Consider the following 24,537-nt stretch of genomic DNA (forward strand, 5'->3'; position numbering starts at 1 on the left):
ACTGAACTTCAGGTACTCAAGAAAAACGGCGCTTCTTCCTAGACGGAAAGCGCCGTTTTTTTTGGCTTCATTTTTTTTTGGGGGGGGGGGGAGGTTTGATCGGTGTGTATATCCGTTGCTGCGGTAACGGCGGCTTATGGTTCCGCCCTTACGGCGGGTCACTTTCGAAGAGCGCGAAAGTAACCAAAGCGCTCCTGCCCCACCACTCGGTGCCTCGCCTAGGCTCGGCATGCCCTCACTCCGGCATTGCTTCGTGGGCCGCCGCGAAGGGCCATCCATGGCCCAGCGCGGCTACCTCGGCATCCATGCCGAGGTGCCCACTACGCAATACCTGCGTTCGGCCAGCGTGGTTAACGGGGCGCCCCAGATCAAAATCAAAAACGAGGCGGCCTGACAGCCGGCCTGTTCTGGAGCGAACGGGTTTCCCCTGTGGGAGCGAGCTTGCTCGCGAAAGTGGAGGGTCAGTTTACAGTGATGCTTGGATGTACCGGCGTCATCGCGAGCAGGCTCGCTCCCACAGGTTTTTGTGTCGCTTGCAGATGTGTGAGCCCCCACAAATCAATGTGGGAGCGAGCCTGCTCGCGATAGCGGTAGTTCAGCTAAATAGATACTGGCATCTACCCCGCTCTTGCTCTGCTTTTGATCTTGATCTTGATCTTGATCTCGACGCCCCGTTAAACCACGCTGGCCGAACGCAGGCATTGCGCAGTGGGCATCCCGGCATGGATGCCGGGATAGCCGCGCTGGGCCATGGATGGCCCTTCGCGGCGGCCCACGAAGCAATGCCGGAGTGAGGGCACACCGAGCCTAAGCGAGGTGCCGAGTGGTGGGGCAAAGCGCTTTGGTTACTTTCGCGCTCTTCGAAAGTGACCCGCCGTAAGGGCGGAACCATAAGCAGCCGTTACCGAAGAAATGGATATACACACCAACCATGACACTACAAAAAAAATGCCCACATCTCACGATACGGGCATTTTCTTAACCAAGTTGCGACACCCGGCTTATGGCTGGATGGCTTTTTTCATACCCCGGCCACTTATTTCACCACTTTCAAACTAGGCCGCCCGCTAGGACGCGGCGGCTCGTCATCCGGTGGCGGCAGGTCATCATCAGCCTCGAACTCTTCTTCGCCATCCAACGGCGATTCCAGCTCGAACACCATACCCTGACCATTCTCCCGGGCATAAATCCCCAGGATCGAGGCGATAGGCACGTACAGGGTGTGTGGCACCCCCCCGAAGCGTCCCTCGAAACTGACCGCGTCATTGTCCATGTGCAGGTGACGCACAGCGGCCGGTGATACGTTCAAGACAATTTGCCCATCGTTGGCAAAACCCTGCGGCACCTGCACCGATGGATACTCGGCGTTGACCAACATATGCGGGGTGCAATCGTTGTCCACAATCCACTCGTAGAGCGCGCGGACCAGATAAGGTCGACTGGAGTTCATAGCGGCTCCCTAAGCCTTAGCGCATGTCACGTTCGACACCAGACAGACTCGCCTGGAATGCCTCACGCGCAAATTGGCGCTCCATATAATCAAGCAACGGCTTGGCAGGCCGCGGCAGTTCAATACCCAGAATCGGCAAACGCCAGAGTATTGGCAATAGGCAGCAATCCACCAGGCTTTGTTCCTCACTGAGGAAGAATGGCTTGTCGATGAACAGCGGCGATACGCCAGTCAGGCTTTCACGCAATTCTTTGCGCGCCACGACCCGCGCAGGTTCTTTGGTTCGTGAATCCAGGATCAGGTCCACCAACCCGCACCAGTCACGCTGGATGCGATGGATCAGCAAACGGCTGTTGGCCCGCGCAACAGGATATACCGGCAGTAAAGGCGGATGCGGATAACGCTCATCCAGGTATTCCATCACCACTGTCGACTCCCACAATGCCAGGTCACGATCGACCAGCGTGGGCAGGCTGCCGTAAGGGTTCACTTCGATCAGCTTCGGCGGCTGACGGCCCGCTTCGACGTAAATGATCTCGGCGCTGACACCCTTCTCTGCCAGTACGATGCGTACCCGGTGGGAGTAGTGGTCGGCGGGGTCGGAGTAACAGGCCAACCGATTGGTCACGCCCATGGCGATCCTCCTCGCTTGTTGAAATTATCGAAAAACGGAAAAACGAGCGCGCCCAAAGGGCGCCTCCCGTAACACCCGGCGGACCAGGTTCGTTACATCCAGAGACGCCCTTGGGCGCGCACGATTAACAGCAACGGTTTACAGCTTTATCAATGCACGTCTTTCCAGTATTCGCGCTTGAGCAGGTAAGCGAATACGAAGAAGAACGCCAAATACAGCAACACATAAGTACCGATGCGCTGATGCTCCAGCTTCACCGGGTTGGCCGAGTAGGCCAGGAAGGTCACCAGATTCTTGACCTTCTCGTCGAACTGCTCTTCAGTCAGGCTGCCGGTGTTCGGCAACACGGTCAACTGGTCGCAGGCTTCGTGAGTCAAAGCGGTGCCGGTCAGCGGATCGTATTGCTTCTTGCCGTCCTCGACGATTTGAACCTGTTTGCAGCCTACCACCTGGCGACCCTGCAGGCCGACCAGAACGTTTGGCATGCCGACGTTCGGGAAGACCTTGTTGTTCACGCCCCAAGGACGCGCAGGATCTTCATAGAACGAACGCAGGTAACCGTAGAGCCAGTCGGTGCCACGCACGCGTGCCACCAGGGTCAGGTCGGGCGGTGCAGCCCCGAACCAGGTCTTGGCGTCTGCCGGCTGCATGCCGATGTTCATGTGATCGCCCAGCTTGGCGCCAGTGAACACCAGCTTCTCGAGCATCAACTCATGGGGAATGCCCAGGTCATCAGCTACGCGCTCGTAACGCTGGAACTTGGCGCTGTGGCAGCCCATGCAGTAGTTGGCGAACGTACGCGCGCCATCCTGCATGGCAGCTTTGTCGGAAACGTCAATGTCGACTTTTTCCAGCTCAGGACCACCGGATGCGGACGCAAAGGACAGTACAGGCATAGCAGCAAGAATCAGTACAGAAAATAGCTTTTTCATCAGCCAGTCACCCTTTCCGGAACCGGTTTGGTCTTCTCGAGCCTGGTGTAGAACGGCATCAGAATGAAGTAGGCGAAGTACAGGAAGGTGCAGACCTGCGACAGCAGCGTCCGGCCCGGCGTTGGAGCGAGTACGCCCAGCACACCCAGGATCACGAACGAGATGCAGAACACCCAGAGCCAGATTTTGCTCAGCCAGCCTTTGTAGCGCATCGACTTGACCGGACTGCGGTCCAGCCACGGCAGGACGAACAGCACGGCGATCGCTGCACCCATGGCGATGACGCCCAGCAGCTTGTCCGGAACCGCCCGCAAAATCGCGTAGAACGGTGTGAAGTACCAGACCGGAGCAATGTGCTCAGGGGTCTTGAAGGCGTTCGCCTGCTCGAAGTTAGGCTTCTCGAGGAAGTAACCACCCATCTCAGGGAAGAAGAACACGATGGAGCAGAAGATGAACAGGAACACCACCACGCCGACGATATCTTTGACGGTGTAGTACGGGTGGAAGGCGATGCCGTCCAGCGGTACACCGTTTTCGTCCTTGTACTTCTTGATGTCCACGCCATCGGGGTTGTTCGAGCCGACTTCGTGCAGCGCCAGGATGTGCAGCACCACCAGACCGAGGATCACGATCGGCAAGGCCACCACATGCAAGGCGAAGAAGCGGTTCAGGGTAATGCCCGAGATCAGGTAGTCACCACGAATCCACTGGGTCAGGTCATCACCGATGACCGGGATTGCACCGAACAGCGAGATGATCACCTGGGCGCCCCAGTAGGACATCTGACCCCACGGCAGCAGATAGCCCATGAAGGCTTCCGCCATGAGCGCCAGGTAGATCAGCATGCCGAAGACCCACACCAGCTCCCGTGGCTTCTGGTACGAACCGTAGAGCAGACCACGGAACATATGCAGGTAAACCACAATGAAGAACGCCGAAGCGCCGGTGGAGTGCAGCAGACGCAGGATCGAGCCGTACTCGACGTCGCGCATGATGTACTCGACGGAGGCAAACGCTTCTTCCGCCGAAGGGGTGTAGCTCATGGTCAGCCAGACACCGGTGACGATCTGGTTGACCAGAACGAGCAATGCCAGGGAGCCAAAGAAGTAGAAGAAGTTGAAGTTTTTCGGAGCGTAATACTTGCTGAGATGGTCTTCCCACATTTTGGTCGCGGGAAAGCGCGCATCAACCCAATCCATGAATTTGCTCATCACGCTGTCTCCGTATCGACGCCAACGACAATGATGTCGTCGGTCTCATAGGAATGCGGGGGAACTGGCAGGTTCAGAGGTGCAGGCTGCGATTTGTAGACGCGACCCGCCAGGTCGTAATGGGAGCCGTGGCAAGGGCAGAAATAACCACCGACCCAGTCCTTGCCCAAGTCGGCAGGGGCTACCTCAGGACGGAACGTTGGCGAGCAACCCAGGTGCGTACAAATCCCGATCAGCAGCAGGACTTGCGGCTTGATCGAGCGTGTCTCCGGATCGACATAGGTCGGTTGCGTCGAGTTCTTGGAGGTAGGGTCAGACAACTGGCCCTCGATCTTTTTCAGATTCCCCAGGATTTCCTCTGTACGGCGGACGATGAACACCGGCTGACCGCGCCACTCAGCAATCATCTGCTGGCCTGGCTCGATCTTGCTGACATCCACTTTCACCGGTGCACCTGCGGCTTTCGCCTTGGCACTGGGAAACCATGACCCCACGAACGGGACCGCAGCCCCCACCGCTCCTGCAGCACCCACCACGGATGTGGCTGCTACCAGGAAGCGACGCCGGCCTGCATTCACGCCGTCATTGCTCATTCAGTCCTCTCCCATCAGCTTTGTGGCCTGTTAAATCAGGCGTCTACTAAGTAAAAATCTGAACTTATAAAAATTTTGCCGAATGGTAATGAAAAGCCCCAGTTCTGACAAGGTAATTACCAAGCGACCCAACCGCCAAGCCTTGTAGTATAGGGGCTTCACGGATGTGGCAAGTTGTCACAGCATAAATCTTTCGCGCATAAAAAAACGCCCAGCTCCGTGAGGAACTGGGCGCCTTTTGAACGCGAAAGCGAAATTAACGCTTCGAGTACTGCGGACGCTTACGCGCTTTACGCAGACCGACTTTCTTACGTTCAACTTCACGAGCATCGCGAGTTACGAAGCCGGCTTTGCGCAGTGCACCGCGCAGAGTTTCGTCGTAATCCATCAGTGCGCGAGTGATGCCGTGGCGGATTGCGCCAGCTTGACCACTTACACCACCACCGATAACAGTGACGTAGATGTCGAATTTTTCGACGGTCTCGGTCAGTTCCAGCGGCTGACGAACTACCATGCGGGCAGTTTCGCGGCCGAAGAAGTTATCCAGGGAGCGGTTGTTGATGGAGATGTTACCAGTGCCCGGACGCAGGAAAACGCGTGCGGTTGCAGTCTTGCGACGGCCAGTGCCGTAATTTTGAGTCGCCGACATAATGAACTATTCCGTTAAAACTTCAGTTCTTGGGGCTGCTGAGCAGTATGAGGGTGAGCAGCGCCCGCATAAACCTTCAGCTTACGATACATGTCGCGACCCAGTGGGTTTTTAGGCAGCATGCCTTTAACCGCGGTCTCGATCACGCGCTCAGGGGCTTTGGCGATCAGCTTTTCGAAGTTGATCGACTTGATGCCGCCAGGAAAACCGGAGTGGGAGTAGTACATTTTGTCAGTGGTTTTAGCGCCAGTAACACGTACTTGCTCAGCGTTGATGACGACGATGTAGTCACCGGTGTCGACGTGAGGGGTGTACTCAGGCTTGTGCTTGCCACGCAGACGGCTCGCGATTTCGGTGGCCAGACGACCCAGGGTCTGACCAGCAGCGTCGACGACAAACCAGTCGCGCTTTACTGTTTCCGGTTTAGCAGTAAAAGTTTTCATTCTTTATAGCCTCAGGGGCCGCCCTGTAAATTAGACGGCGGATCTTACTGAATAGTGCGTACTTTGACAAGTCAAAGGCAGCCGGATACAGACGCTTTCGGGGGCTCGGGTCGGCGCGTCCGTTCAACGGCAAGATTCTTCGGCGGCGGCGCATCACTTCCACTGCAGAAAGAGGTGCGCAATTATGCAGATTGCGAAAAATAATTCAACCTGCTTTTATGATTGTTTTGCCCAAGGAGTTCCCGATGGATTATCGCCAGCTAGGCCGTACCGATCTAAACGTGAGCGCCCTGTGCCTCGGAACCATGACCTGGGGTGAGCAGAACAGCGAGGCCGAGGCCTTCGCCCAGATCGAACGCGCCAAGGGTGCCGGGATCAATTTCATCGACACCGCCGAGATGTATCCGGTACCGCCGAAGGCCGAGACCTACGCCACCACCGAGCGCTACATCGGCAATTATTTCAAGAGCCGCGGCGACCGTGCCGATTGGATCCTGGCGAGCAAGATCGCAGGCCCCGGCAACACCATCGACTACATCCGCGACAAAAACCTCAAGCACAACCGCCGCCATATCGTCGAAGCGGTGGACGCCAGCCTCAAGCGCCTGCAGACCGACTGGATTGATCTCTACCAACTGCACTGGCCGGAACGCAGCACCAATTTCTTCGGCCAGTTGGGCTACCAGCACAAGGCCGACGAAGATTTCACCCCGTTGGAGGAAACCCTCGAGGCCCTGGACGAGCAGGTCCGGGCCGGCAAGATCCGCCACATCGGCCTGTCCAACGAAACGCCGTGGGGCACCATGAAGTTCCTCGCCCTGGCCGAAGCCCGTGGCTGGCCGCGGGCAGTGTCGATCCAGAACCCCTACAACCTGCTCAACCGCAGTTTCGAGATCGGGCTTTCGGAAATCGCCATCCGCGAACAGTGTGGCCTGCTGGCTTACTCGCCATTAGCGTTCGGTTTCCTGTCGGGCAAGTATGAAGGCGGCGCACGGCCAGCCAAGGGCCGCCTGACGCTCTACAGCCGCTTCATGCGCTATTTCAATCCACAATCGGAAGCCGCATGCAGTCGTTATGTGGCCCTGGCGCGGGAACACGGCCTGGACCCGGCACAGATGGCCCTGGCCTTCGTTACCCGACAACCATTCGTGACCAGCAACATCATTGGCGCCACCACGCTGGAACAACTGGACAGCAACATCGCCAGCTTCGACCTGAAGCTGTCCGATGAAGTGCTGGCGGGGATCGAGGCGATTCACAAGGATCAGCCGAACCCGGCGCCTTGATCAGTTCATAGCCCCCATCGCGAGCAGGCTCGCTCCCACATGGGCTCTGTGTCGATCACAATGTTGTGGTCAGACATAAATCCAATGTGGGAGCGAGCCTGCTCGCGATAGCGGTCTAACAGTCACTACGACATCAAAGCGACCGCGCAATAATTTCCTTCATGATTTCATTGGTCCCGGCATAGATGCGCTGCACCCGCGCGTCGGCCCACGCCCGGGCGACCGGGTATTCCCACATGAACCCGTAGCCGCCATGCAACTGCACGCATTCGTCGAGCACCTTGCACTGCAGGTCGGTGCCCCAGTACTTGGCCATCGCCGCCGTCGGCACGTCGAGCTTGCCTTGCAGATGCAGTTCCAGGCAGCGGTCGACGAAGACCCGACCGATTTGGATCTCGGTCGCCATTTCCGCCAGTTTGAACCGGGTGTTCTGGAAGTCCGCGATGGATTTACCAAAAGCCTTGCGCTCGCGGGTGTAGTCCAGCGTCCATTGCAGCGCCGCTTCGGCCGACGCCAGGCCGCCAATAGCCACCGTCAGGCGTTCCTGGGGCAGTTCCTGCATCAGGTAGGCAAAGCCCATCCCGGCCTGCCCCAGCAGGTTTTCCTTGGGCACGCGAACATCCTGGAAGAACAGCTCCGAAGTGTCCTGAGCCTTCATCCCGACCTTCTCCAGACGCTTGCCTTTTTCGAAGCCAGGCGTACCCGCCTCCACCAGGAACAGACTGGTGCCCTTGGCGCCTGCTTTCGGATCGGTCTTGGCAACCACAATCACCAGATCGGCCAGAAAGCCGTTGGTGATAAAGGTCTTCGAGCCGTTGATGATGTACTCATCACCCTCCAGCACCGCCGTGGTCTTCACGCCTTGCAGGTCGGAACCGGCGCCCGGCTCGGTCATAGCGATGGCCGTGACCATCTCACCAGACACCAGTTTGGGCAGGTACTTGTGTTTTAGCGCTTCGCTGCCGTAGTGCAGGATGTAGGGCGCCACGATGTCGGAGTGCAGCGAGAAGCCGATGCCCGTCAGCCCCAGCCTTCCAATTTCTTCAATCACCACGGTGCTGTAGAGAAAATCGGCATCCAGCCCGCCATAAGCCTCTGGCAGATGCGAGCACAACATCCCCGCCTCCCCCGCCTTGTTCCACAACTGACGATCCACATGCCCCTGTTTTTCCCACTGGCTGTGGTACGGCACCGCTTCTTTTTCGAGGAAGGTTCGTACGCTGTCGCGAAACAGTTCGTGCTCGGAACTGAACAGGGTTCTGGGGATCATGGCGCACCTTTGCATTATTGTTCGAGGGGGTTATCCAACAGAGCCTAAGCCTGCGAGGGATGACAGGACACTGGACACATCCGACAAAAAATAAGACGATCCAGCCGTCTGGTGACCACTTTCCCCTATAAAAATAAAGATCAACTATGTCCAAGCACATCTCCACGCCCTTGCGGCGCGTTAGCATCCTGGCTATCGACCGGGTTTTCGCTTCCACCCTCATGCAAGCCAAGGATTTTTTCCACCTGGCCAGCCTGCGCTACGGCAAACAACTGGGCCACGGCCTGACACCGGCGTTCGAAACGCGGCTGGTCAGCCCCGACGGCAAACCGGTGAACAGCTTCAGCGACGTGATCATGCCGGTGGACGGCGGCCTGGAAAATACCGATGTGATCATCCTCCCGGCTTTTTGGGATGATTTCGCCACCCTCTGCCAACGTTACCCGCAGGTCCTGCCCTGGCTGCGGGAACAGCATGCCCGTGGCGCAGTGCTCTGCGGCGAGGCGACCGGGGTGTTCTGGCTGGCCGAGGCCGGGCTGCTCGATGGCAAGGAAGCCACCACGTACTGGCGGTTCTTCAACGCCTTCAAGGAGCGCTTCCCCCAGGTCCACCTGAACCAGGACAAGCACCTGACCGACGCCGACAACCTGTTCTGCGCCGGCGGCACGACCTCGGCCTGCGACCTCTATATCTACCTCATCGAACGGTTCTGCGGCGCCAACGTGGCCCAGGCCGTGGCACGAGACATTCTCTATGAAGTGCAGCGCAGCTACTCACCGGGAAGAATCGGTTTCGGGGGCCAGAAACTGCATCAGGATGTGATCATCCTGCAGATCCAGCACTGGCTCGAAGAACACTTCGCCGACAAGTTCCGCTTTGAGGACGTCGCTCGGGAGCACGGTATGAGCATCCGCAACTTCATGCGCCGCTTCCAGACCGCCACGGGGGACAAACCGCTGCATTACCTGCAACGGCTGCGTATAGAAACCGCCAAGGGCTTGTTGTCCGGCAGCCGCAAAAGCATCAAGACCATCAGCTATGAAGTCGGCTACGACGATGCAAGCTTCTTCGCACGGCTGTTCCGCCAACATACCGAGTTATCGCCGAACCAGTATCGACAGCAATTTCAGCAGGCGGCGTGAATCAAGGGTTGAATACAGTCCAATGTGGGAGCGAGCCTGCTCGCGATAGCGGTGTATCAGTCAACATCAATGCTGGCTGCCACACCGCTATCGCGAGCAGGCTCGCTCCCACAACGTTATGCGGTGCGCCGTTGAGCTCGCACGCGCAAAAAAGCCCTGCAATTGCAGGCCTTTTTTATCCGAACCGGATTACGGCTTATGCGCCCGCGCCAGGAATTCGTGTGATTGCATTTCCAGCAACCGACTCAAGGTTCGCTGGAACTCAAAGGTCAGGCGACCGCCGGTGTAGAGATCCTTGAGTTCGACTTCGGCCGAAATGATCAGCTTCACGTTACGGTCGTAGAACTCGTCGACCATGTTGATGAACCGGCGGGCAATGTCGTCGGTGGTGACGCTCATTTGCTCCACGTTGCTGAGCAGTACCGCGTGGAAGATCTTGCCCAGCTCGATGTAGTCGTTCTGGCTACGAGGGCCATCGCACAGTTCACGAAAGTCGAACCAGGCCACGTCATCGCAGGTCCGCACGGCGCGGATCTGGCGATTCTCGATGACCAACACATCATTTTCGACCGCCTGGGTGCATTCCGGCGTCAGGGCCCGGAAGCTCTTGCGCAGGCTTTCTTCAGCTGCGGCGTCCAGGGGGAAGTGAAACAGCTCCGCCTGCTCCAGGTGACGCAGGCGATAATCCACACCGCTGTCGACGTTGACAATGTCGGTGTGTTCCTTGATCAGCGCAATGGCCGGCAGGAAACGCGCGCGTTGCAGGCCGTCCTTGTAAAGACCGTCCGGCACGATGTTCGAGGTGGCGACCAAAGTCACGCCGTTCTTGAACAGCTCCTCCATCAAGGTGCCGAGAATCATGGCGTCGGTGATGTCGGAAACGAAAAACTCATCGAAGCAGATCACCCGGGTCTCGTCGGAGAACCGCTTGGCGATGATGGTCAGCGGGTTCTTCTCGCCGCCCAGCGTCTTCATTTCTTCATGCACACGCTTCATGAAGCGGTGGAAGTGCGTCCGTGTCTTCTCCTTGAACGGCAACGCCTCGAAGAAGGTGTCGACCAGGTAGGTTTTGCCACGGCCGACACCGCCCCAGAAATACAGGCCCTTGACCGGGACCTGATCCTTCTTGCCGAACAGTTTGCCCAACAAGCCCGGCTTGTTGTTCGACGCGGCGACCAGATCGTCGTACAGGCGCTGCAAATGCCGCACTGCCGTTTCCTGGGCTGCGTCGTGGAAGAACTCCGGGCGTTTCAGATCAGCTTGATATCGTTCTAGGGGCGTCATATTCGTTAGCAAGGCAACAAAAACGGGCCGTCACTGTAGCGACGGCCCGCGGGAATGGCAATCGGCCCTTATTCGAGCCGATGGTCGGAATAGCCCCGGTTCAGTCCTGAACTGGCGTCAGGGCCACGCGCAAAGCCTCGATGGCAGCATCCCGAGCGACGCTGTCCGCAAAGGCCGGACTGTCGGCCACACAGGCGCCGTCAAGCCAGACACTGAAGCTCAGCTCGTCGCTGCGCACGTCCAGTGGCTGGCCGGCTTGCAGTTGCTTGGTGACCTGGCCCGCGGTCTTGCCATCGGCAAAATTGCGCGACAACACCAATTGCTCGCCATCGGCGGCCAGCAGACGGAAGCGGAAACTGCCGTCGTCTTCGCGAAAGCTCACGAAACGTGCGGCTTTGGCCACTTTCTTTTTCGTGCTGGTCGCCACCTGAACCTGGCTGACAAACGAACGCAGGCCGACGGCTTCGCGCAGTTCGTTGAGGAACGGTGTGGCCACGGCCCGGGCTTTTTTCGCGCCCAGTTGCAGGATGTCTTCAAGGTCCGCCGGGCGTTCGATCAACTGGTGATAACGTTCGCGGGACTCGCCCAGTTCACTGTCGAGCAATTGGAACAGGCGGTTCTTGGCTTCGCCCCAACCCAGGCCCTGCAGCAGTTCGCTGCGGAACTCGTCGGACTGCGCTGGCGTGGCGAAGGCCTGGAACAGGGTGAACAGGTGGGAGTTGTCCGGATCCTTGGCTTCGCCCGGTGCGCGGGAGTCGGTGACGATCCGCGAGATCGCGTCCTTCATGTCCTTGGCGCTGCTGAACAACGGGATGGTGTTGTCGTAGCTCTTGGACATCTTGCGGCCATCGAGGCCCGGCAGGGTGGCGACGCTCTCCTCGATCAGCGCCTCGGGCATGGTGAAAAACTCCTTGCCCTGGCCGAACAGATGGTTGAAGCGCTGGCCGATGTCGCGGGCCATTTCCACGTGCTGGATCTGGTCGCGACCGACCGGCACCTTGTGGGCGTTGAACATCAGGATGTCCGCGGCCATCAGCACCGGGTAGCTGTACAGCCCCATGGTGATGCCGGCATCCGGGTCTTCGCCGGCCTCGACGTTTTTGTCCACCGACGCCTTGTAGGCGTGGGCGCGATTGAGCAACCCCTTGGCGGCGACGCAGGTCAGCAGCCAGGTCAGTTCCGGAATTTCGGGAATGTCGGACTGGCGATAGAAGGTCACGCGGTCCACATCCAGGCCACCGGCAAGCCAGGTCGCTGCGATTTCCAGGCGCGAGCGCTGGATGCGCAACGGGTCATCGCATTTGATCAAGGCGTGGTAGTCGGCCAGGAAATAGAACGAATCGGCGTTGGTGTCGCGGCTGGCGAGGATCGCCGGACGGATAGCGCCGGCGTAGTTGCCCAGGTGCGGGGTGCCGGTGGTGGTGATGCCGGTCAGGATGCGGGTACGAGTCGTCATGGGTTATCGCTTGTCAGACTGCTGTCAATTCGAGAGGCGCGGCAGGAGCAGATCCTTGAGATCGGTCAGCTTGCCATGGAAAAAGTGCCCGCATTCTGCCACTTTCAGCAGCTCATGGGGGCGCTGGAGCGCGTCCGACCATTGGTAAACCAGCTGGGGGTCGACCACTTCGTCGGTTTCCGGCTGGATCACGGTCAACTCGCCGCTCATCGGCAAGGGCGATTGCGCGTCCAGGCGCATCACCGCCGGGGCCACCATGAACAGGTGCTTGGGTGGCTGGCCCTGGGCTTCCAGACGTCCGCCAAGGCTTGCGGCAACGAAGCCGCCAAACGAGAAACCGAACAGGGTGAGCGGCAGTTGCGGGTATTTTTCCCGCAACCAATCGGCTGCAGCCTGGGCGTCGTCGACTTCGCCGGTGCCCATGTCATGGCTGCCGGCACTGGCGCCGACCCCGCGATAATTGAAACGCAACGTAACCAGGCCAGCATCACGGGCAGTGCGTTGCAAGGTCGAGACGACTTTGTTGAGCATGGTCCCGCCCTGCACCGGGTTGGGGTGGCAGATCAGCGCCAGGCCACGGGGCGCTTCGCTGTCCAGGTACAAGGCTTCCAGTTGGCCCACGGGGCCATCAATGACTACAGGGGTTTCGCGCATAAGCAAGGGAAAGAACTCCGTGACCCCGAATAGGGTCGACTCGTCTAGCTAAAAGTCTGTGCCTGGCATGATTGCGATGTTCTTCGCGGTATACAGCGCAGGTCCGAGCCGTTAACGTAAAGCAAAGCCGTTTATAGAGGAAGGACTCGTGGAACACTCGCTCTTAGTTTGGCTGTTGCCGACTCTTGCCCTGGTTGCCGGTGTCGCCATTGGATTCCTGCTTGCCCGACTGCTGCCCAATGCGGTGCCTAACAGCACGCAACGTCAGCTGGACGACATTCAGGAACGTTTCGACAGTTATCAGAATGAAGTGGTCACTCACTTCAACAGCACCGCTTCTCTGGTGAAAAAACTCACTCAGAGCTACCAGGACGTCCAGGATCATTTGTCCGAGGGTGCCAATCGCCTGGCCCTCGACGAGCAGACTCGCCAACGCCTGCTGGCCGCCCTGCACGCTGATGCGGCGCAGACGCCACGGGAACGCCTGACCCCGCCAAAAGAGGTCCAGGAACCGCCCCGGGACTACGCCCCCAAGGCCCCCAATTCACCCGGCATGCTCGATGAGCATTACGGTTTGAAGAAGTAATCTCCAAGCGACACCCAAAAGCCCGCCCGATCGCATGATCGGGCGGGCTTTTTTTGACTCCGACGCCTTGTGGGAGCGAGCCTGCTCGCGATGTCGGCGGCACATCCAGCATCACCGTTTCAGACACACCGCTTTCGCGAGCAGGCTCGCTTCCACAGTTTTGATTGGGGTGTTCACAAAGTCTGTGCCCGCCCCCATCTCCTGTGGGAGCTGGTGTCACAGGTTCTGCGCCACCCTGCCCTCACCCCAACACTTCACCCGCCACCTGATCGATAGCCCCTTTGGTGATGTCGACGATCAGGTCCGCCTCTTCGCGGGTCAGGATCAGCGGCGGGGCGAAGCCCAGGATGTCGCCGTGGGGCATGGCGCGGGCGATCATGCCGCGTTCCAGGCAAGCGGCCGAGACCCTGGGGCCGACTTTCAGCGCCGGATCAAAAGCGCTGCGCTGCTCGCGATCAGCCATGAACTCCACCGCCGCAAGCATGCCATCACCGCGCACTTCACCCACCAGCGGATGGCCTTCGAGGCTTTCACGCAGCCGGCGGTTCAGGTAGCCGCCGACATCCTCGGCGTTGGCGGTGAGGTTTTCCCGCTCGAGAATGTCGAGGTTGGCCAGTGCCGCCGCCGCGCAGATCGGATGTCCTGAATAGGTCCAGCCGTGCCCCATGGCGCCTTCGGTCTGGGAGGCTTTTTCAATCACACTCCAGACCTTTTCCCCGATGATCACCGCCGACAACGGTGCATACGCGCTGGTCAGGCCTTTGGCGGTGGTGATCAGGTCCGGCTTCATGCCGTAGCGCTGGCTGCCCATCTTCGAGCCCAGGCGACCGAAGGCGCAGACCACTTCATCGGCAATCAGCAACACGTCATACTTTTTCAGCACCGCCTGGATTGCGTCCCAATAACCGGCCGGCGGAACAATGATCCCGCCCGTGCCCATCAAAGGCTCACCAATGAACGCCGCCACGGTGTCCGGCCCTTCAGCCAGGATCATTTTTTCCAGCTCATCGGCGCAGTAGCGTACGAACGTGCCTTCGTCCATGCCCGCCGGGGCCTTGCGATACCAATGGGGGCACACGGTGTGCTTGACCCCTTCCACCGGCAGGTCGAAATGCTGGTGGAAGGTCGCCAGCCCAGTCAGGCTGCCGGTCATGATGCCCGAACCATGGTAGCCACGATCGCGAGAGATAATTTTCTTCTTCTGCGGCCGGCCCAGCACGTTGTTGTAGTAACGCACCAGTTTGACCTGGGTTTCGTTGGCATCGGAACCGGACAGGCCGTAGTAGACCTTTTTCATCCCTTCCGGTGCCCAGTCCATGATGCGACTGGAAAGTTCGATGATCGCCTCGCTCGAGTGGCCGACGTAGGTGTGGTAGTAGGCCAGTTCCTTGGCCTGCTTGTAGATGGCATCGGCCACTTCGGTGCGGCCGTAGCCGATGTTCACGCAGTAGAGGCCAGCAAAGGCGTCGATGAAGTCACGGCCTTCATGGTCGCGAATGCGGATGCCCGCTGCGCTCTTGATGATCCGGCCCTTGAGCGCACCGCTGGCGTGGTCGTGGGCATGGGTCGAGGGGTGCATGAAATGCGCACGGTCTTGTTCGAACAGCGTGTTGAATTCCTGGCTCATGCGGATTCTCCTGGGAACTGGCCTTGATGGTGCAGGCAAAAGTATTTGGTTTCGACGAAGGGCTCGAAGCCCTCGCTGCCACCCTCGCGGCCAAGGCCCGAGGCTTTCATGCCACCGAAGGGAATCGGATGGCCGGTGAACTTGACGCCGTTGACCGCGACCATGGCGTGGTCGAGACGGTGAATCAGTGGATAAATGAGGTCCAGGCGGTTGGAGCAAATATAGGCTGCCAGTCCGTACTCGGTGTCGTTGGCCATTTCGATGGCTTCATCCAGAGTGTCAAATGGCATCACCCCGGCGATGGGCGCGAAATTTTCTTCGCGGTAGATGCGCATCTGCGGCGTGACATCAGCCAGCACCGTTGGCTGGTAGAACAAGCCGCCCAAGGCATGGGCCTCGCCACCGACCAGGCGCTGGGCGCCAAGGGCCAGCGCATCGGCGACCCGGTCGGCAGTTACGTCGAATGCCGCCTGGTGCATCAACGGGCCAATATCCACATCCTGCTCCTGCTGATCGACCATGGCCGGGCCGACCCGCAACGCCCGAACCGCCGCGGCGAAACGGCTGAGGAACGCCTGATAAACCGGGCGCTGGACCATGATCCGGTTCGCCGCGCAGCAATCCTGGCCCGAGGTCTGGAACTTCGCCTCCACGGCGACTTTTACCGCCAGCGCCAGGTCAGCATCGGCGCAGACAATGAACGGCGCGTTGCCGCCCAACTCCAGGGCGACTTTCTTCACATCATGGGCGGCGGCTTGCAGCACCAGTGTGCCGACCCGAGTCGAGCCGGTGAAACTCACTGAGCGGACACGGCGATCCTTGACCAGGGTTTCCATGGTCATCTGCGGCTCACCCAACACCACGTTGAAGACCCCGGCAGGAAAACCCGCCTCCTCGGCCAATTGCGCCAAGGCCAAAGCCGAGTACGGCGTTTCGTGGGCCGGTTTGATGACCACGGTGCAACCGGCAGCCAGGGCAGCGGCGGCCTTGCGGGTGATCATCGCCGACGGAAAATTCCACGGCGTGAGCAGCGCGCAGACGCCCACTGGCTCCTTGAGGGTGCCCAGGTGGGCGTTGGGAATGTGGCTGGGGATGTTCTGCCCGTACAAGCGCCGGGCTTCTTCAGCGAACCAGGGAATGAAGCTTGCGGCATAGGCGATTTCGCCGCGGGATTCGGCCAGGGATTTGCCCTGCTCCAGGCTGAGGATGCGCGCCAGGTCTTCACTGTGTTCGACGATCAACGCCGCCCAGCGTCGTAGAATCTTGCCCCGGGCATCCAGGCTCTGTTCACGCCAGGCCGGGAATGCTTGCTGGGCCGCGTCCACCGCCGCGACAATCTGCGGCTGATCGAGCATCGGCACATGGCCGATCACCGTACGGGTGGCGGGGTTGTGCACGGCAATGCTCTGGCCGCTGTCGCTGTGGACCCACTGGCCGTTGATGTAGCAAAGCGCTTTGAACAGCAGCGGATGTTGATAAGTCATGACGTTCACTCCAGACCGTGTGCGTGAAACCATGCTAGGGCAGCAGCACTTGGATAATCGGGTGTTTGCCGTGGGTCATTGCTTGGTTTTTTCTGAAACAAGGGGCTGTAAAAGTGATTTCTGCGGTGCTCAGGTTGACGGTGCCAGCTCCGCCGGCAAGGCGCCGCCGGTCTTGATGACTTTGGTGACGATGTAGGTGAAATAGCGCTCGATGCCGAGGTCTTCGAGTAGCAGTTGATCGACAAAGCGCTGGTAGTGATCGATATCCGGAGACTGGATCATCGCCAGGTAATCCACCCCGCCGCCGGTGGCGTAACAGAACGCAACTTGCGGGGCGGTGGCCATGCGCTGCTCGAAGCGACGCATGTCCTGGGCGGTGTGTCGGGCCAGGGTGATTTCCACTAGCACCTGTTGACGCTTGAACACCGCGCCCCAGTCGATCTGCGCCCGATATCCGGTGATCAGCCCTGCCATTTCCAGCTTGCGCACCCGCTCCCAGGCCGGCGTCACCGAAAGGTTGATCGCCTCGGCCAGACTCGACTTGGTGATCCGTCCATCCTCCGCGAGGATCTGCAGGATCTTGAGGTCATAGCGGTCGAGCTTGTGCATGGGCCGGGCTCCCGGTGATTAAAAACTCAAGGCATACATCAATTGTGGCGAGGGGATTTATCCCCGCTGGGCTGCGAAGCAGCCCCCAAGCTACTGACTCAATCTGTCTGCCATACCGAAGTGTCAGGTTGTAGGGTCGCTGCGCAACCCAGCGGGGATAAATCCCCTCGCCACAAGTTCAGTGCCCAACCCGATTCACGCCAACACATCCGCAATCACTGCCAAGGTATCGCCACATCGCACCAGCCCCGGAAAGTGCCGGGCCGCCAGCAGTCCGCTGCGGGCGGCGCGGTATTCGATGGGGGCGACGCCGCTGCGAGTGGCGTCATAGATACGCGCCACCACCTCGCCCAGGGTCACGTGTTCTCCCAGGTCGCGGCACATTTCCAGCAGGCCGTCGTGTTCGCTGGCGATGAAGCAACTGGCATCGGGCATGTCGAGCATCATCGATGGCTGTAGCTCGATTTCGCCGCGCAGGATGCCGGCGTGGATCAGCAGATTGCGTACGCCGCGCTCGGCAATCGCCACGCTGCGGGCCGTCGATGAGCCGCCACCGCCCAGTTCGGTGGTGACAAACACCTTGCCCTGGGATTCGGCGGCAGTGTCGTACATCGCCCCGGCGTCCAGTTCCAGCATGCGCATGCAATACGGCGCATTGAACGCCAGCATCCCCGCCTCGCAACGGGCCTGTTGCTGCTTGTCCGGCAACACGTGGCAGGCGGCGAATGGCAGGAAGTCCAGAGTGCGGCCACCGGAGTGGATGTCCAGGACGATGTCGGCCAAAGGCAGCAATGTACGGTTGAAGTAATCGGCGATTTTCTCGGTGACGGTACCGTCCGGCTTGCCGGGAAAACTGCGGTTGAGATTGCCCTTGTCGATGGGCGAAGTCCGGCGTGCGGCATGGAACGCCGGGGTGTTCATGAACGGCACGATAATCACCCTTCCGCTCACCTCTTGCGCGGTCAACCGTTGTGCCAGCTTGCTCAGGGCTACCGGGCCTTCGTACTCATCGCCGTGGTTGCCACCACTGAGCAACGCCGTCGGGCCGCTGCCGCGCTGGATCACGGTGATGGGAATCATCACCGCGCCCCAGGCCGAATCGTCTCGCGAATACGGCAGTTTGAGGAAACCGTGCTGTACGCCCTCGCGGGTGAAATCGACCGTGGCGCTGATGGGATTGGCAGGCAAGTCAGTCATGGCTCAATCCTTCACGAACAATTGACGAGGCACGTTGCACAGCGTCTCGACGCCGGTTTCGGTGATCAGGATGCTTTCGGTGATTTCCAGGCCCCAATCGTCCATCCACAATCCCGGCATGAAGTGGAACGTCATGCCCGGCTGCAACACGCTGGTGTCGCCGGGGCGCAGGCTCATGGTGCGCTCGCCCCAATCCGGTGGGTAACTGATACCGATCGGGTAGCCGCAACGGCTGTCCTTGTGGATGCCGAACTTCTCCAGCACTTTGAAAAACGCCACGGCGATGTCGCCCGTGGTGTTGCCCGGCTTGGCCGCGTCCAGGCCGGCGGCGATGCCCTCGACCACGGCTTTTTCGCCGTCGAGAAAATACTGCGGCGGCTTGCCCAGGTAGATGGTGCGTGACAGCGGGCAGTGGTAACGCTTGTAGCAACCGGCAATCTCGAAAAAAGTCCCGGCGCCCTTCTCGAACGGCGAGTCGTCCCAGGTCAGGTGCGGCGCGCTGGCGTCGGCACCAGTGGGCAGCAAGGGCACGATGGCCGGGTAATCGCCGCCATGACCATCGGCCCCAAGGATGCCGCTGCTGTAGATCTCGGCCACCAGTTCGTTCTTGCGCATACCCGGCTCGATCCGCTCCAGAATCCGACCGTGCATGTTCTCGACGATGCGCGCGGCGATGCGCATGTAGGCGATTTCCTGGGGGGACTTGACCGCCCGCTGCCAGTTCACCAGGCCCACCGCGTCCACCAGTTTGGCCTGCGGCAAATGTTTTTGCAGCGACAGGTATGCGGCGGCGCTGAAGTAGTAGTTGTCCATCTCCACGCCGATGGTCAGCGCGCCCCAGCCACGAGCGCTGATCACTTCCCGGGACAGGTAGTCCATGGGATGGCGTTCGCGCGACTGCACGTAGATGTCCGGGTAGCCGACGATATTCTCGGCCTGCATGAACACCGTGCGTTTGGCACCGTTGGCATCCTGGCCGCGACCGAACCACACGGGCTCGCCGTCCAGCGCCAGCAGCACGCACTGGTGTACGTAGAACGACCAACCGTCGTAGCCGGTGAGCCAGGCCATGTTCGACGGATCGGTGACCAGCAACAGCTCCAGGCCCTGGACCTGCATGGCCACACGGACCTTCGCCAGGCGCTGGGCGTATTCCTCCCGCTGGAACGGAAGATTGACGACTATCTCTGACATCCACCTGCCCTCTGATCAATGACGCACGAATAAAAGATCGGTCAACGACCGAATGGGAAACCCTTGCCTGCCGCCCGTGCCCGCTCGAAAGCCAGGTTGGCGATGGCGGTGTCCTGGGCGCCGGTGCCGGTGAGGTCGCACAAGGTGACTTGCGCCTCATCGGTCCGCCCGGCCCGCTGCCCCGCCAACACCTGGCCCAGCTCCAGCAACGCCGACTCATCGCCGACGACACCGGCCGCCAGGGCGTGATGCAATTCGCCGAGCACGCGGGTCTGACTCAGACGATCGGCGACGTAGCAGTCCACCGCCGCCAAGGCTTGCGGACAAATCTCGTTCTTGTGTTCCGCGTCCGAACCCATTGCCGTGATATGCAGGCCGGGATGCAGATGCCGGGACTCGATCAGCGGCTCACGACTGGGGGTGCAGGTGATGGCGATGTCCACGCCTTCCAGCGCGGCATCGAGCGTTGCGCACGGTGTCACCGAAAGCCCCGTCTCACGTGCCAGTTCGGCACTGAAGGCCTGGGCCTTTTGTGCATCGCGAGCCCAGACCCGTACCTCTTCGATGGGCCGCACCAGACGCAGTGCCTGAAGCTGCAACGCGGCCTGCTCGCCGGCGCCGATCAACGCGACACTGCGGCTCTGCGGACGGGACAGGCAGCGCGCCGCCACCGCCCCGGCCGCTGCCGTGCGCACGGCAGTGAGGTAGCCGTTGTCGAGTAACAGCGCCTCGAGCAAACCGGTGCGCGCCGACAACAGCATCATCATGCCGTTGAGGCTGGGCAGGCCGAGTTTCGGATTATCGAAAAAGCCTGGGCTGACTTTGATCGCAAACCGCTCCAGACCCGGCAGGTAAGCGGTCTTCACATCCACCTCACCGTTATGTTCGGGGATGTCCAGCCGCAGGATCGGCGGCATCGCCACAGCCGCCGTTGCCAGCAGCACAAAGGCCTGCTCGATGGCGTCGATGCTGGGCAAGTCGAGGGCCACGCAACTGCGCAGATCCGCTTCGCTCAATAGGATGACTTCACTCATGGCTGGCTCCGTTGCGGCTGAGGGTTATTGCTGGGCCCCGGCGATCACGCGGGCATGTTGTTCGGTGTCGACGTTGCGCCCGCTGACCACCAGCACAATGGGGCCGCGCGGTTCGATCAGGCCGTCGAGTAGCGCGGCAATGCCCACCACGGCAGCGCCCTCAAGCACTAGGCGTTCCTCGTGATAGGCGTGGCGCAAGGCATTGGCGATGGAAGCTTCTGAAAGCAGGTGCAGGTCATCGCTCAGTTGTCGGGTCATGTCGAAGGTGAAGCGGTTGTCCAGGCCGATGCCGCCGCCGAGGGAGTCCGCCAGGGTGGGCAACTCCTCGACTTCCACCGGATGCCCGGCGGCGAGGCTGGCGCCCATGGCGGCACCTCGGGCCATGCTGATGCCATGCACCTGAATCGCCGGATTCGCATTTTTGAGCGCCAGCGCCACACCGGCGAACAGGCCGCCACCGGACAACGGCACCAGCACCTGGGCCACATCCGGCTGTTGTTCGAGGATCTCCAGGCCGAGGGTGCCCTGGCCGGCGATGATCGCTGGATGGTCGAAGGGCGGCAGAAAGGTCGCACCCTGCTCTCTGGCGATGCGTTCGGCTTCGCGCTGGGCATCGTCCTGGGACTGACCGACGATGCACACCTGCGCACCGAGGTCGCGGATCGCCTGGACCTTGTTAGCCGGCACCAGGTTCGACAGGCAGACAATCGCCTTGACGCCTTGTTGCGAAGCGGCATGGGCCAGCGCCCGACCATGATTGCCGGTCGAAGCGGTGACCACGCCGAGGGCCTTTTGCTCGGGGCTGAGCTGGGCCACGGCATTGCTCGCACCACGCAATTTGAAGCTGCCGGTGATTTGCAGGGATTCAAGCTTGAGGTACACCGCCACCCCCATCAGCCGTGACAGGCTGGGGGAATGCTCCATGGGCGTACGCCGCACCAGCGATTCGATGCGCTGGCGAGCGAGGTAGACATCCTGTAGCTGCAACACTGCCATGACCGCGTCCCGAGCTGATGTGTTGGGCGCAGTCTAAGAGGGCTGGATTGTGGTGATGAATGTACTAGGGCAATTTAATCAATGATTGTCCGGCCCCAAATCCTCGACCACTACAAATCCCCTGTGGGAGCGAGCCTGCTCGCGATGGAGACAGTACAGCCACAGTTTCTGTTGGCTGTTACGCCGCTATCGCGAGTAGGCTCGCTCCCACAGTTAAAAATCATGCACCTGCGGATACTGGTCAAACATCTCGCGCATGCCGATCAGCGCATGGCGCATTTCCTCATCGCTGCATTCGGCGCCTACGCATACTCGCACCGCTCGAGGTTTGGGGGTGCCGCGCACGGTGAACGGGTCGGGAGAGGTCACGGCGATGTGTTTGTGCCGCAGCGCCCGCACCAGGCTGTCCACCTCCCACCGGGGTGGGATGCCTATCCAGGCATTCAAGGCGTGAGGATGCTGGCCCAGCAGATGCTCGCCCATGTACTCGGTCACCATCGCCTGCCGCCCCGACAACAGCCGTCGTTGCAGCTGCACCAGCGACTCGGCGCGGCCATCGCGAATCCAGCGGGCGGCGATCTCCGAGACCATCGGCGTGGCCATCCAGCTGTTGACCCGCAGGATGCTCTCGGTGCGCAGCGCCAGGCGCTTGGGCACCACCAGATAACCGATGCGCAGCCCCGTGAGCACCGACTTGGTCATGCTGGTGCAATAGAACGACAGCTCCGGCAGGTAGTGGCTGATGGGCGGCGCACGGCGCTCGTCCAGCAGCGGACCGTATACGTCGTCTTCGATGATGTGCACACCAAAGCGCCGGGCAATCTCGGCGATCTCCCGCCGGCGGATGTCGGGCATCAGGCTGGTGGTGGGGTTGTTCAGGTTCGGCGTGCACACCAGCGCAGTGATGCGTTCGTTGCTGCACATGTCCTCGAAGTGCTCGGGGTCGATGCCATAGCGATCCATCTCCAGGCCCTTGAGGGTGAAGCCCAGCACCTGGGAATTGCCGATCACCCCGTGGTCGGTCACCCCTTCGCAAAGCACCACATCATCGGGACCGGCCAGGGAAGCGAGGGCCAGGAAGATCCCATGGGCTGCGCCGTTGGTGATCAATATGTCGTTGCGATCAACCTTCAACCTCTGGCGGCCGATCCATTGGGCAGCCGCTTCGCGATGGGATTCAAAACCTGCGATCGGACGAAAAGCATGAATCCACGGCTGATCTTCTTCGGTGCTCAATTGAAGGCAGGTGTCGCGCCAGAACTGGTCGTGCTCGCGGGTGTGCATGATTCGCGTGATGGAAAAGTCCACCAGCGCTCGCTCGGGGCTGTCGAGGATGTAGGTCGCGACCCGATCACTCATGCGTCGCGAAACGAAGCTGCCGCGCCCCACTTCACAGCGCACCAGCCCCTGGCGCTCCAGCTCCTTGTAGGCATTGGTAACGGTCTGCACGCTGATGCCCATGGCGTCGGCCACTTGCCGTTGCGGCGGCAGGCGTTGGTCATTGGCCAGGGCGCCCTGCTCGATATCGTCAGCAATAGCCTGTACCAGAATCTTGTATTTGGACTCACCGCTACGGGCCGCGTCCAAGGCTGATTTCCACTTTTCCATGACGCTGCAACCCGCGTGTGTTCTGGTGCGCACAGCATCCCGCGGCAACGGCGACAAAGCAATTGTCCTAGTGCAATACAATCGGTGCCGGGGCTTTTGTATGCTCGGTCCAAGGTTGTCATCCAGGCGGGTTCACCACCCCGACAAAAAAGCCGGATCGACCTGTACCGGCGCCGCTCCCGATTCCAGGCCAAGGCCGGATCAGCCGCTGTACGCTTTGCTCTTGTAACACTGCCTCCTACCACAGAGCCGTCAAACGACGGATCCACAAGAAACAGGAGATTTTACCGATGAGCAATTTCCTTCCCGCCACATGCGCGCCCCTGCGTCGGCTCTTAATGACTTGTGCCGTACTTGGCCTGGCTGGCAGCGTTCACGCCGCCACCCTCGATACCGTCAAAAGCAACAGCAGCATCCGGATCGGCTACGCCAACGAAACGCCGTTCGCCTTTACCGAAACCGACGGCACCGTTACCGGTGAATCACCGGAAATCGCCAAGATCATCTTCGCCAAGATGGGCATCAAGCAGGTCAACGGCGTGCTCACCGAATGGGGCTCGCTGATTCCCGGCCTGCGCGCCGGCCGATTCGATGTGATTGCCGCCGGGATGTACATCACGCCGGCGCGCTGCAAGCAGGTATTGTTCACCGATCCGCAATACCAGTTGCCCGATGCCCTGCTCGTGGCCAAGGGCAATCCCAAGCAACTGCACAGCTATGAAGACATCGCCAAACAACCGGACGTGAAGCTGGCAATCATGGCCGGTACGGTGAACCTGGCGTACGCCCGGGATTCCGGGGTCAAGGATGAGCAGATCCTTCAGGTCCCCGACACCACCGCGCAGTTGCAAGCGGTGCGCGCCGGTCGCGCGGACGCTGCCGTCGGCACGCAACTGACCATGAAGGGCCTGGCCAGCAAGGGCGGTGACAAGGTTGAGGCGATGACCGAGTTCAAGGACGACCCGTCGCACATCGGCTACGGCGCCCTCGCCTTCCGCCCCGAAGACAAAGACCTGCGCGATGCGGTCAATGCCGAGCTGAAGAAATGGCTAGGCTCTGAAGAACACCTCAAGGCCGTTGCGCCGTTCGGTTTCGACAAGTCCAACGTGACCAGCAAAACCGCGGCCGAGCTCTGCGCTCAGCCATAGCCGAAACGGGCATGACGCGCAGTGCGTGATGCCTGTTCCCTGCTTCATCG

The 24,537-nt window shown here is 60.3% G+C and carries 24 protein-coding genes; 5 read left to right on the forward strand and 19 right to left on the reverse strand.

Features of this window, described 5'->3' with window-relative positions; all coding sequences use genetic code 11:
- Positions 1-229: 229 nt before the first annotated feature.
- On the forward strand, positions 230-394 hold the full coding sequence (locus tag GKKCFE_RS20990) for a hypothetical protein (protein WP_445578079.1): 165 nt from the start codon (positions 230-232) through the stop codon (positions 392-394).
- A gap of 642 nt (positions 395-1,036) precedes the next feature.
- Here the strand turns inward: GKKCFE_RS20990 and GKKCFE_RS20995 are convergent.
- From GKKCFE_RS20995 to rplM, 7 genes are all read right to left on the reverse strand, one after another.
- Positions 1,037-1,450, reverse strand: a complete 414-nt coding sequence (locus GKKCFE_RS20995) for a ClpXP protease specificity-enhancing factor (protein WP_047228570.1) — start codon at positions 1,448-1,450, stop codon at positions 1,037-1,039.
- 16 nt (positions 1,451-1,466) lie between these two features.
- Entirely contained in the window at positions 1,467-2,084 is a 618-nt protein-coding gene (locus GKKCFE_RS21000) for a glutathione S-transferase N-terminal domain-containing protein (protein ID WP_047228571.1), read from the reverse strand.
- A 149-nt stretch (positions 2,085-2,233) separates the two neighbouring features.
- Positions 2,234-3,016: a cytochrome c1 gene (locus tag GKKCFE_RS21005; RefSeq protein ID WP_047228572.1), complete on the reverse strand. Its 783-nt coding sequence runs from the start codon at positions 3,014-3,016 to the stop codon at positions 2,234-2,236.
- Positions 3,016-4,227: a cytochrome b gene (locus GKKCFE_RS21010; protein ID WP_047228573.1), complete on the reverse strand. Its 1,212-nt coding sequence runs from the start codon at positions 4,225-4,227 to the stop codon at positions 3,016-3,018. Before GKKCFE_RS21010 ends, GKKCFE_RS21005 begins: the two co-directional genes overlap by 1 nt.
- Positions 4,227-4,820, reverse strand: coding sequence for a ubiquinol-cytochrome c reductase iron-sulfur subunit (gene petA, locus GKKCFE_RS21015; RefSeq protein WP_047228574.1), 594 nt, complete (start codon positions 4,818-4,820; stop codon positions 4,227-4,229). Before petA ends, GKKCFE_RS21010 begins: the two co-directional genes overlap by 1 nt.
- A 256-nt stretch (positions 4,821-5,076) precedes the next feature.
- Complete coding sequence (gene rpsI, locus GKKCFE_RS21020) at positions 5,077-5,469, reverse strand: 30S ribosomal protein S9 (RefSeq protein ID WP_003205364.1); 393 nt, start codon at positions 5,467-5,469, stop codon at positions 5,077-5,079.
- 14 nt (positions 5,470-5,483) lie between these two features.
- Positions 5,484-5,912 carry a 50S ribosomal protein L13 gene (rplM, locus tag GKKCFE_RS21025; protein WP_003205365.1) on the reverse strand — a complete coding sequence of 143 codons (429 nt, stop codon included), beginning with the start codon at positions 5,910-5,912 and terminating at the stop codon, positions 5,484-5,486.
- Between the two features lie 245 nt (positions 5,913-6,157).
- On the opposite strand from rplM, the gene GKKCFE_RS21030 reads away from it, so the two are divergent.
- Positions 6,158-7,198, forward strand: coding sequence for an NADP(H)-dependent aldo-keto reductase (locus GKKCFE_RS21030; RefSeq protein WP_047228575.1), 1,041 nt, complete (start codon positions 6,158-6,160; stop codon positions 7,196-7,198).
- A 133-nt stretch (positions 7,199-7,331) separates the two neighbouring features.
- On the opposite strand, the gene GKKCFE_RS21035 is transcribed toward GKKCFE_RS21030, so the two are convergent.
- On the reverse strand, positions 7,332-8,468 hold the full coding sequence (locus GKKCFE_RS21035; RefSeq protein WP_047228576.1) for an acyl-CoA dehydrogenase family protein: 1,137 nt from the start codon (positions 8,466-8,468) through the stop codon (positions 7,332-7,334).
- A gap of 245 nt (positions 8,469-8,713) precedes the next feature.
- Between GKKCFE_RS21035 and GKKCFE_RS21040 the strand changes: the two genes are divergently transcribed.
- Positions 8,714-9,610 carry a GlxA family transcriptional regulator gene (locus tag GKKCFE_RS21040; RefSeq protein ID WP_188251021.1) on the forward strand — a complete coding sequence of 299 codons (897 nt, stop codon included), beginning with the start codon at positions 8,714-8,716 and terminating at the stop codon, positions 9,608-9,610.
- A 189-nt stretch (positions 9,611-9,799) separates the two neighbouring features.
- Here the strand turns inward: GKKCFE_RS21040 and zapE are convergent, their stop codons facing one another.
- The 3 genes from zapE to GKKCFE_RS21055 form a co-directional block, all read right to left on the reverse strand.
- Entirely contained in the window at positions 9,800-10,894 is a 1,095-nt protein-coding gene (zapE, locus tag GKKCFE_RS21045) for a cell division protein ZapE (protein ID WP_047228578.1), read from the reverse strand.
- A 100-nt stretch (positions 10,895-10,994) separates the two neighbouring features.
- Complete coding sequence (locus tag GKKCFE_RS21050) at positions 10,995-12,350, reverse strand: tryptophan--tRNA ligase (protein ID WP_445577044.1); 1,356 nt, start codon at positions 12,348-12,350, stop codon at positions 10,995-10,997.
- A gap of 24 nt (positions 12,351-12,374) precedes the next feature.
- Positions 12,375-13,004 carry an alpha/beta hydrolase gene (locus GKKCFE_RS21055; protein WP_047228580.1) on the reverse strand — a complete coding sequence of 210 codons (630 nt, stop codon included), beginning with the start codon at positions 13,002-13,004 and terminating at the stop codon, positions 12,375-12,377.
- Positions 13,005-13,152: 148 nt separating this feature from the next.
- Here GKKCFE_RS21055 and GKKCFE_RS21060 point away from each other — a divergent pair, with 148 nt between their 5' ends.
- Complete coding sequence (locus GKKCFE_RS21060; RefSeq protein WP_047228581.1) at positions 13,153-13,590, forward strand: YhcB family protein; 438 nt, start codon at positions 13,153-13,155, stop codon at positions 13,588-13,590.
- A gap of 241 nt (positions 13,591-13,831) precedes the next feature.
- Here the strand turns inward: GKKCFE_RS21060 and GKKCFE_RS21065 are convergent, their stop codons facing one another.
- The 8 genes from GKKCFE_RS21065 to ehuR form a co-directional block, all read right to left on the reverse strand.
- Positions 13,832-15,217 (reverse strand): aspartate aminotransferase family protein, encoded by a 1,386-nt coding sequence (locus GKKCFE_RS21065; protein ID WP_107321904.1) that lies wholly within the window; start codon positions 15,215-15,217, stop codon positions 13,832-13,834.
- The gene (locus tag GKKCFE_RS21070; protein ID WP_445577045.1) at positions 15,214-16,701 is read right to left on the reverse strand and encodes an NAD-dependent succinate-semialdehyde dehydrogenase; all 1,488 of its coding nucleotides are present in this window, start codon (positions 16,699-16,701) and stop codon (positions 15,214-15,216) included. Before GKKCFE_RS21070 ends, GKKCFE_RS21065 begins: the two co-directional genes overlap by 4 nt.
- A gap of 129 nt (positions 16,702-16,830) precedes the next feature.
- Complete coding sequence (locus tag GKKCFE_RS21075; RefSeq protein ID WP_139049176.1) at positions 16,831-17,310, reverse strand: Lrp/AsnC family transcriptional regulator; 480 nt, start codon at positions 17,308-17,310, stop codon at positions 16,831-16,833.
- 195 nt (positions 17,311-17,505) lie between these two features.
- Positions 17,506-18,507 carry a N(2)-acetyl-L-2,4-diaminobutanoate deacetylase DoeB gene (gene doeB / locus GKKCFE_RS21080; protein WP_047228585.1) on the reverse strand — a complete coding sequence of 334 codons (1,002 nt, stop codon included), beginning with the start codon at positions 18,505-18,507 and terminating at the stop codon, positions 17,506-17,508.
- A gap of 3 nt (positions 18,508-18,510) precedes the next feature.
- The gene (gene doeA, locus GKKCFE_RS21085) at positions 18,511-19,701 is read right to left on the reverse strand and encodes an ectoine hydrolase DoeA (protein WP_445577046.1); all 1,191 of its coding nucleotides are present in this window, start codon (positions 19,699-19,701) and stop codon (positions 18,511-18,513) included.
- Positions 19,702-19,742: 41 nt separating this feature from the next.
- Positions 19,743-20,735 (reverse strand): cyclodeaminase, encoded by a 993-nt coding sequence (locus tag GKKCFE_RS21090; RefSeq protein ID WP_445577047.1) that lies wholly within the window; start codon positions 20,733-20,735, stop codon positions 19,743-19,745.
- Between the two features lie 24 nt (positions 20,736-20,759).
- Complete coding sequence (eutB, locus tag GKKCFE_RS21095; RefSeq protein WP_445577048.1) at positions 20,760-21,731, reverse strand: hydroxyectoine utilization dehydratase EutB; 972 nt, start codon at positions 21,729-21,731, stop codon at positions 20,760-20,762.
- 213 nt (positions 21,732-21,944) lie between these two features.
- Positions 21,945-23,339 (reverse strand): MocR-like ectoine utilization transcription factor EhuR, encoded by a 1,395-nt coding sequence (gene ehuR, locus GKKCFE_RS21100; RefSeq protein WP_445577049.1) that lies wholly within the window; start codon positions 23,337-23,339, stop codon positions 21,945-21,947.
- A 290-nt stretch (positions 23,340-23,629) separates the two neighbouring features.
- Between ehuR and ehuB the strand changes: the two genes are divergently transcribed.
- The gene (gene ehuB / locus GKKCFE_RS21105) at positions 23,630-24,487 is read left to right on the forward strand and encodes an ectoine/hydroxyectoine ABC transporter substrate-binding protein EhuB (protein WP_047228590.1); all 858 of its coding nucleotides are present in this window, start codon (positions 23,630-23,632) and stop codon (positions 24,485-24,487) included.
- Positions 24,488-24,537 lie beyond the last annotated feature (50 nt).

Source organism: Pseudomonas sp. E141 (assembly GCF_052659885.1).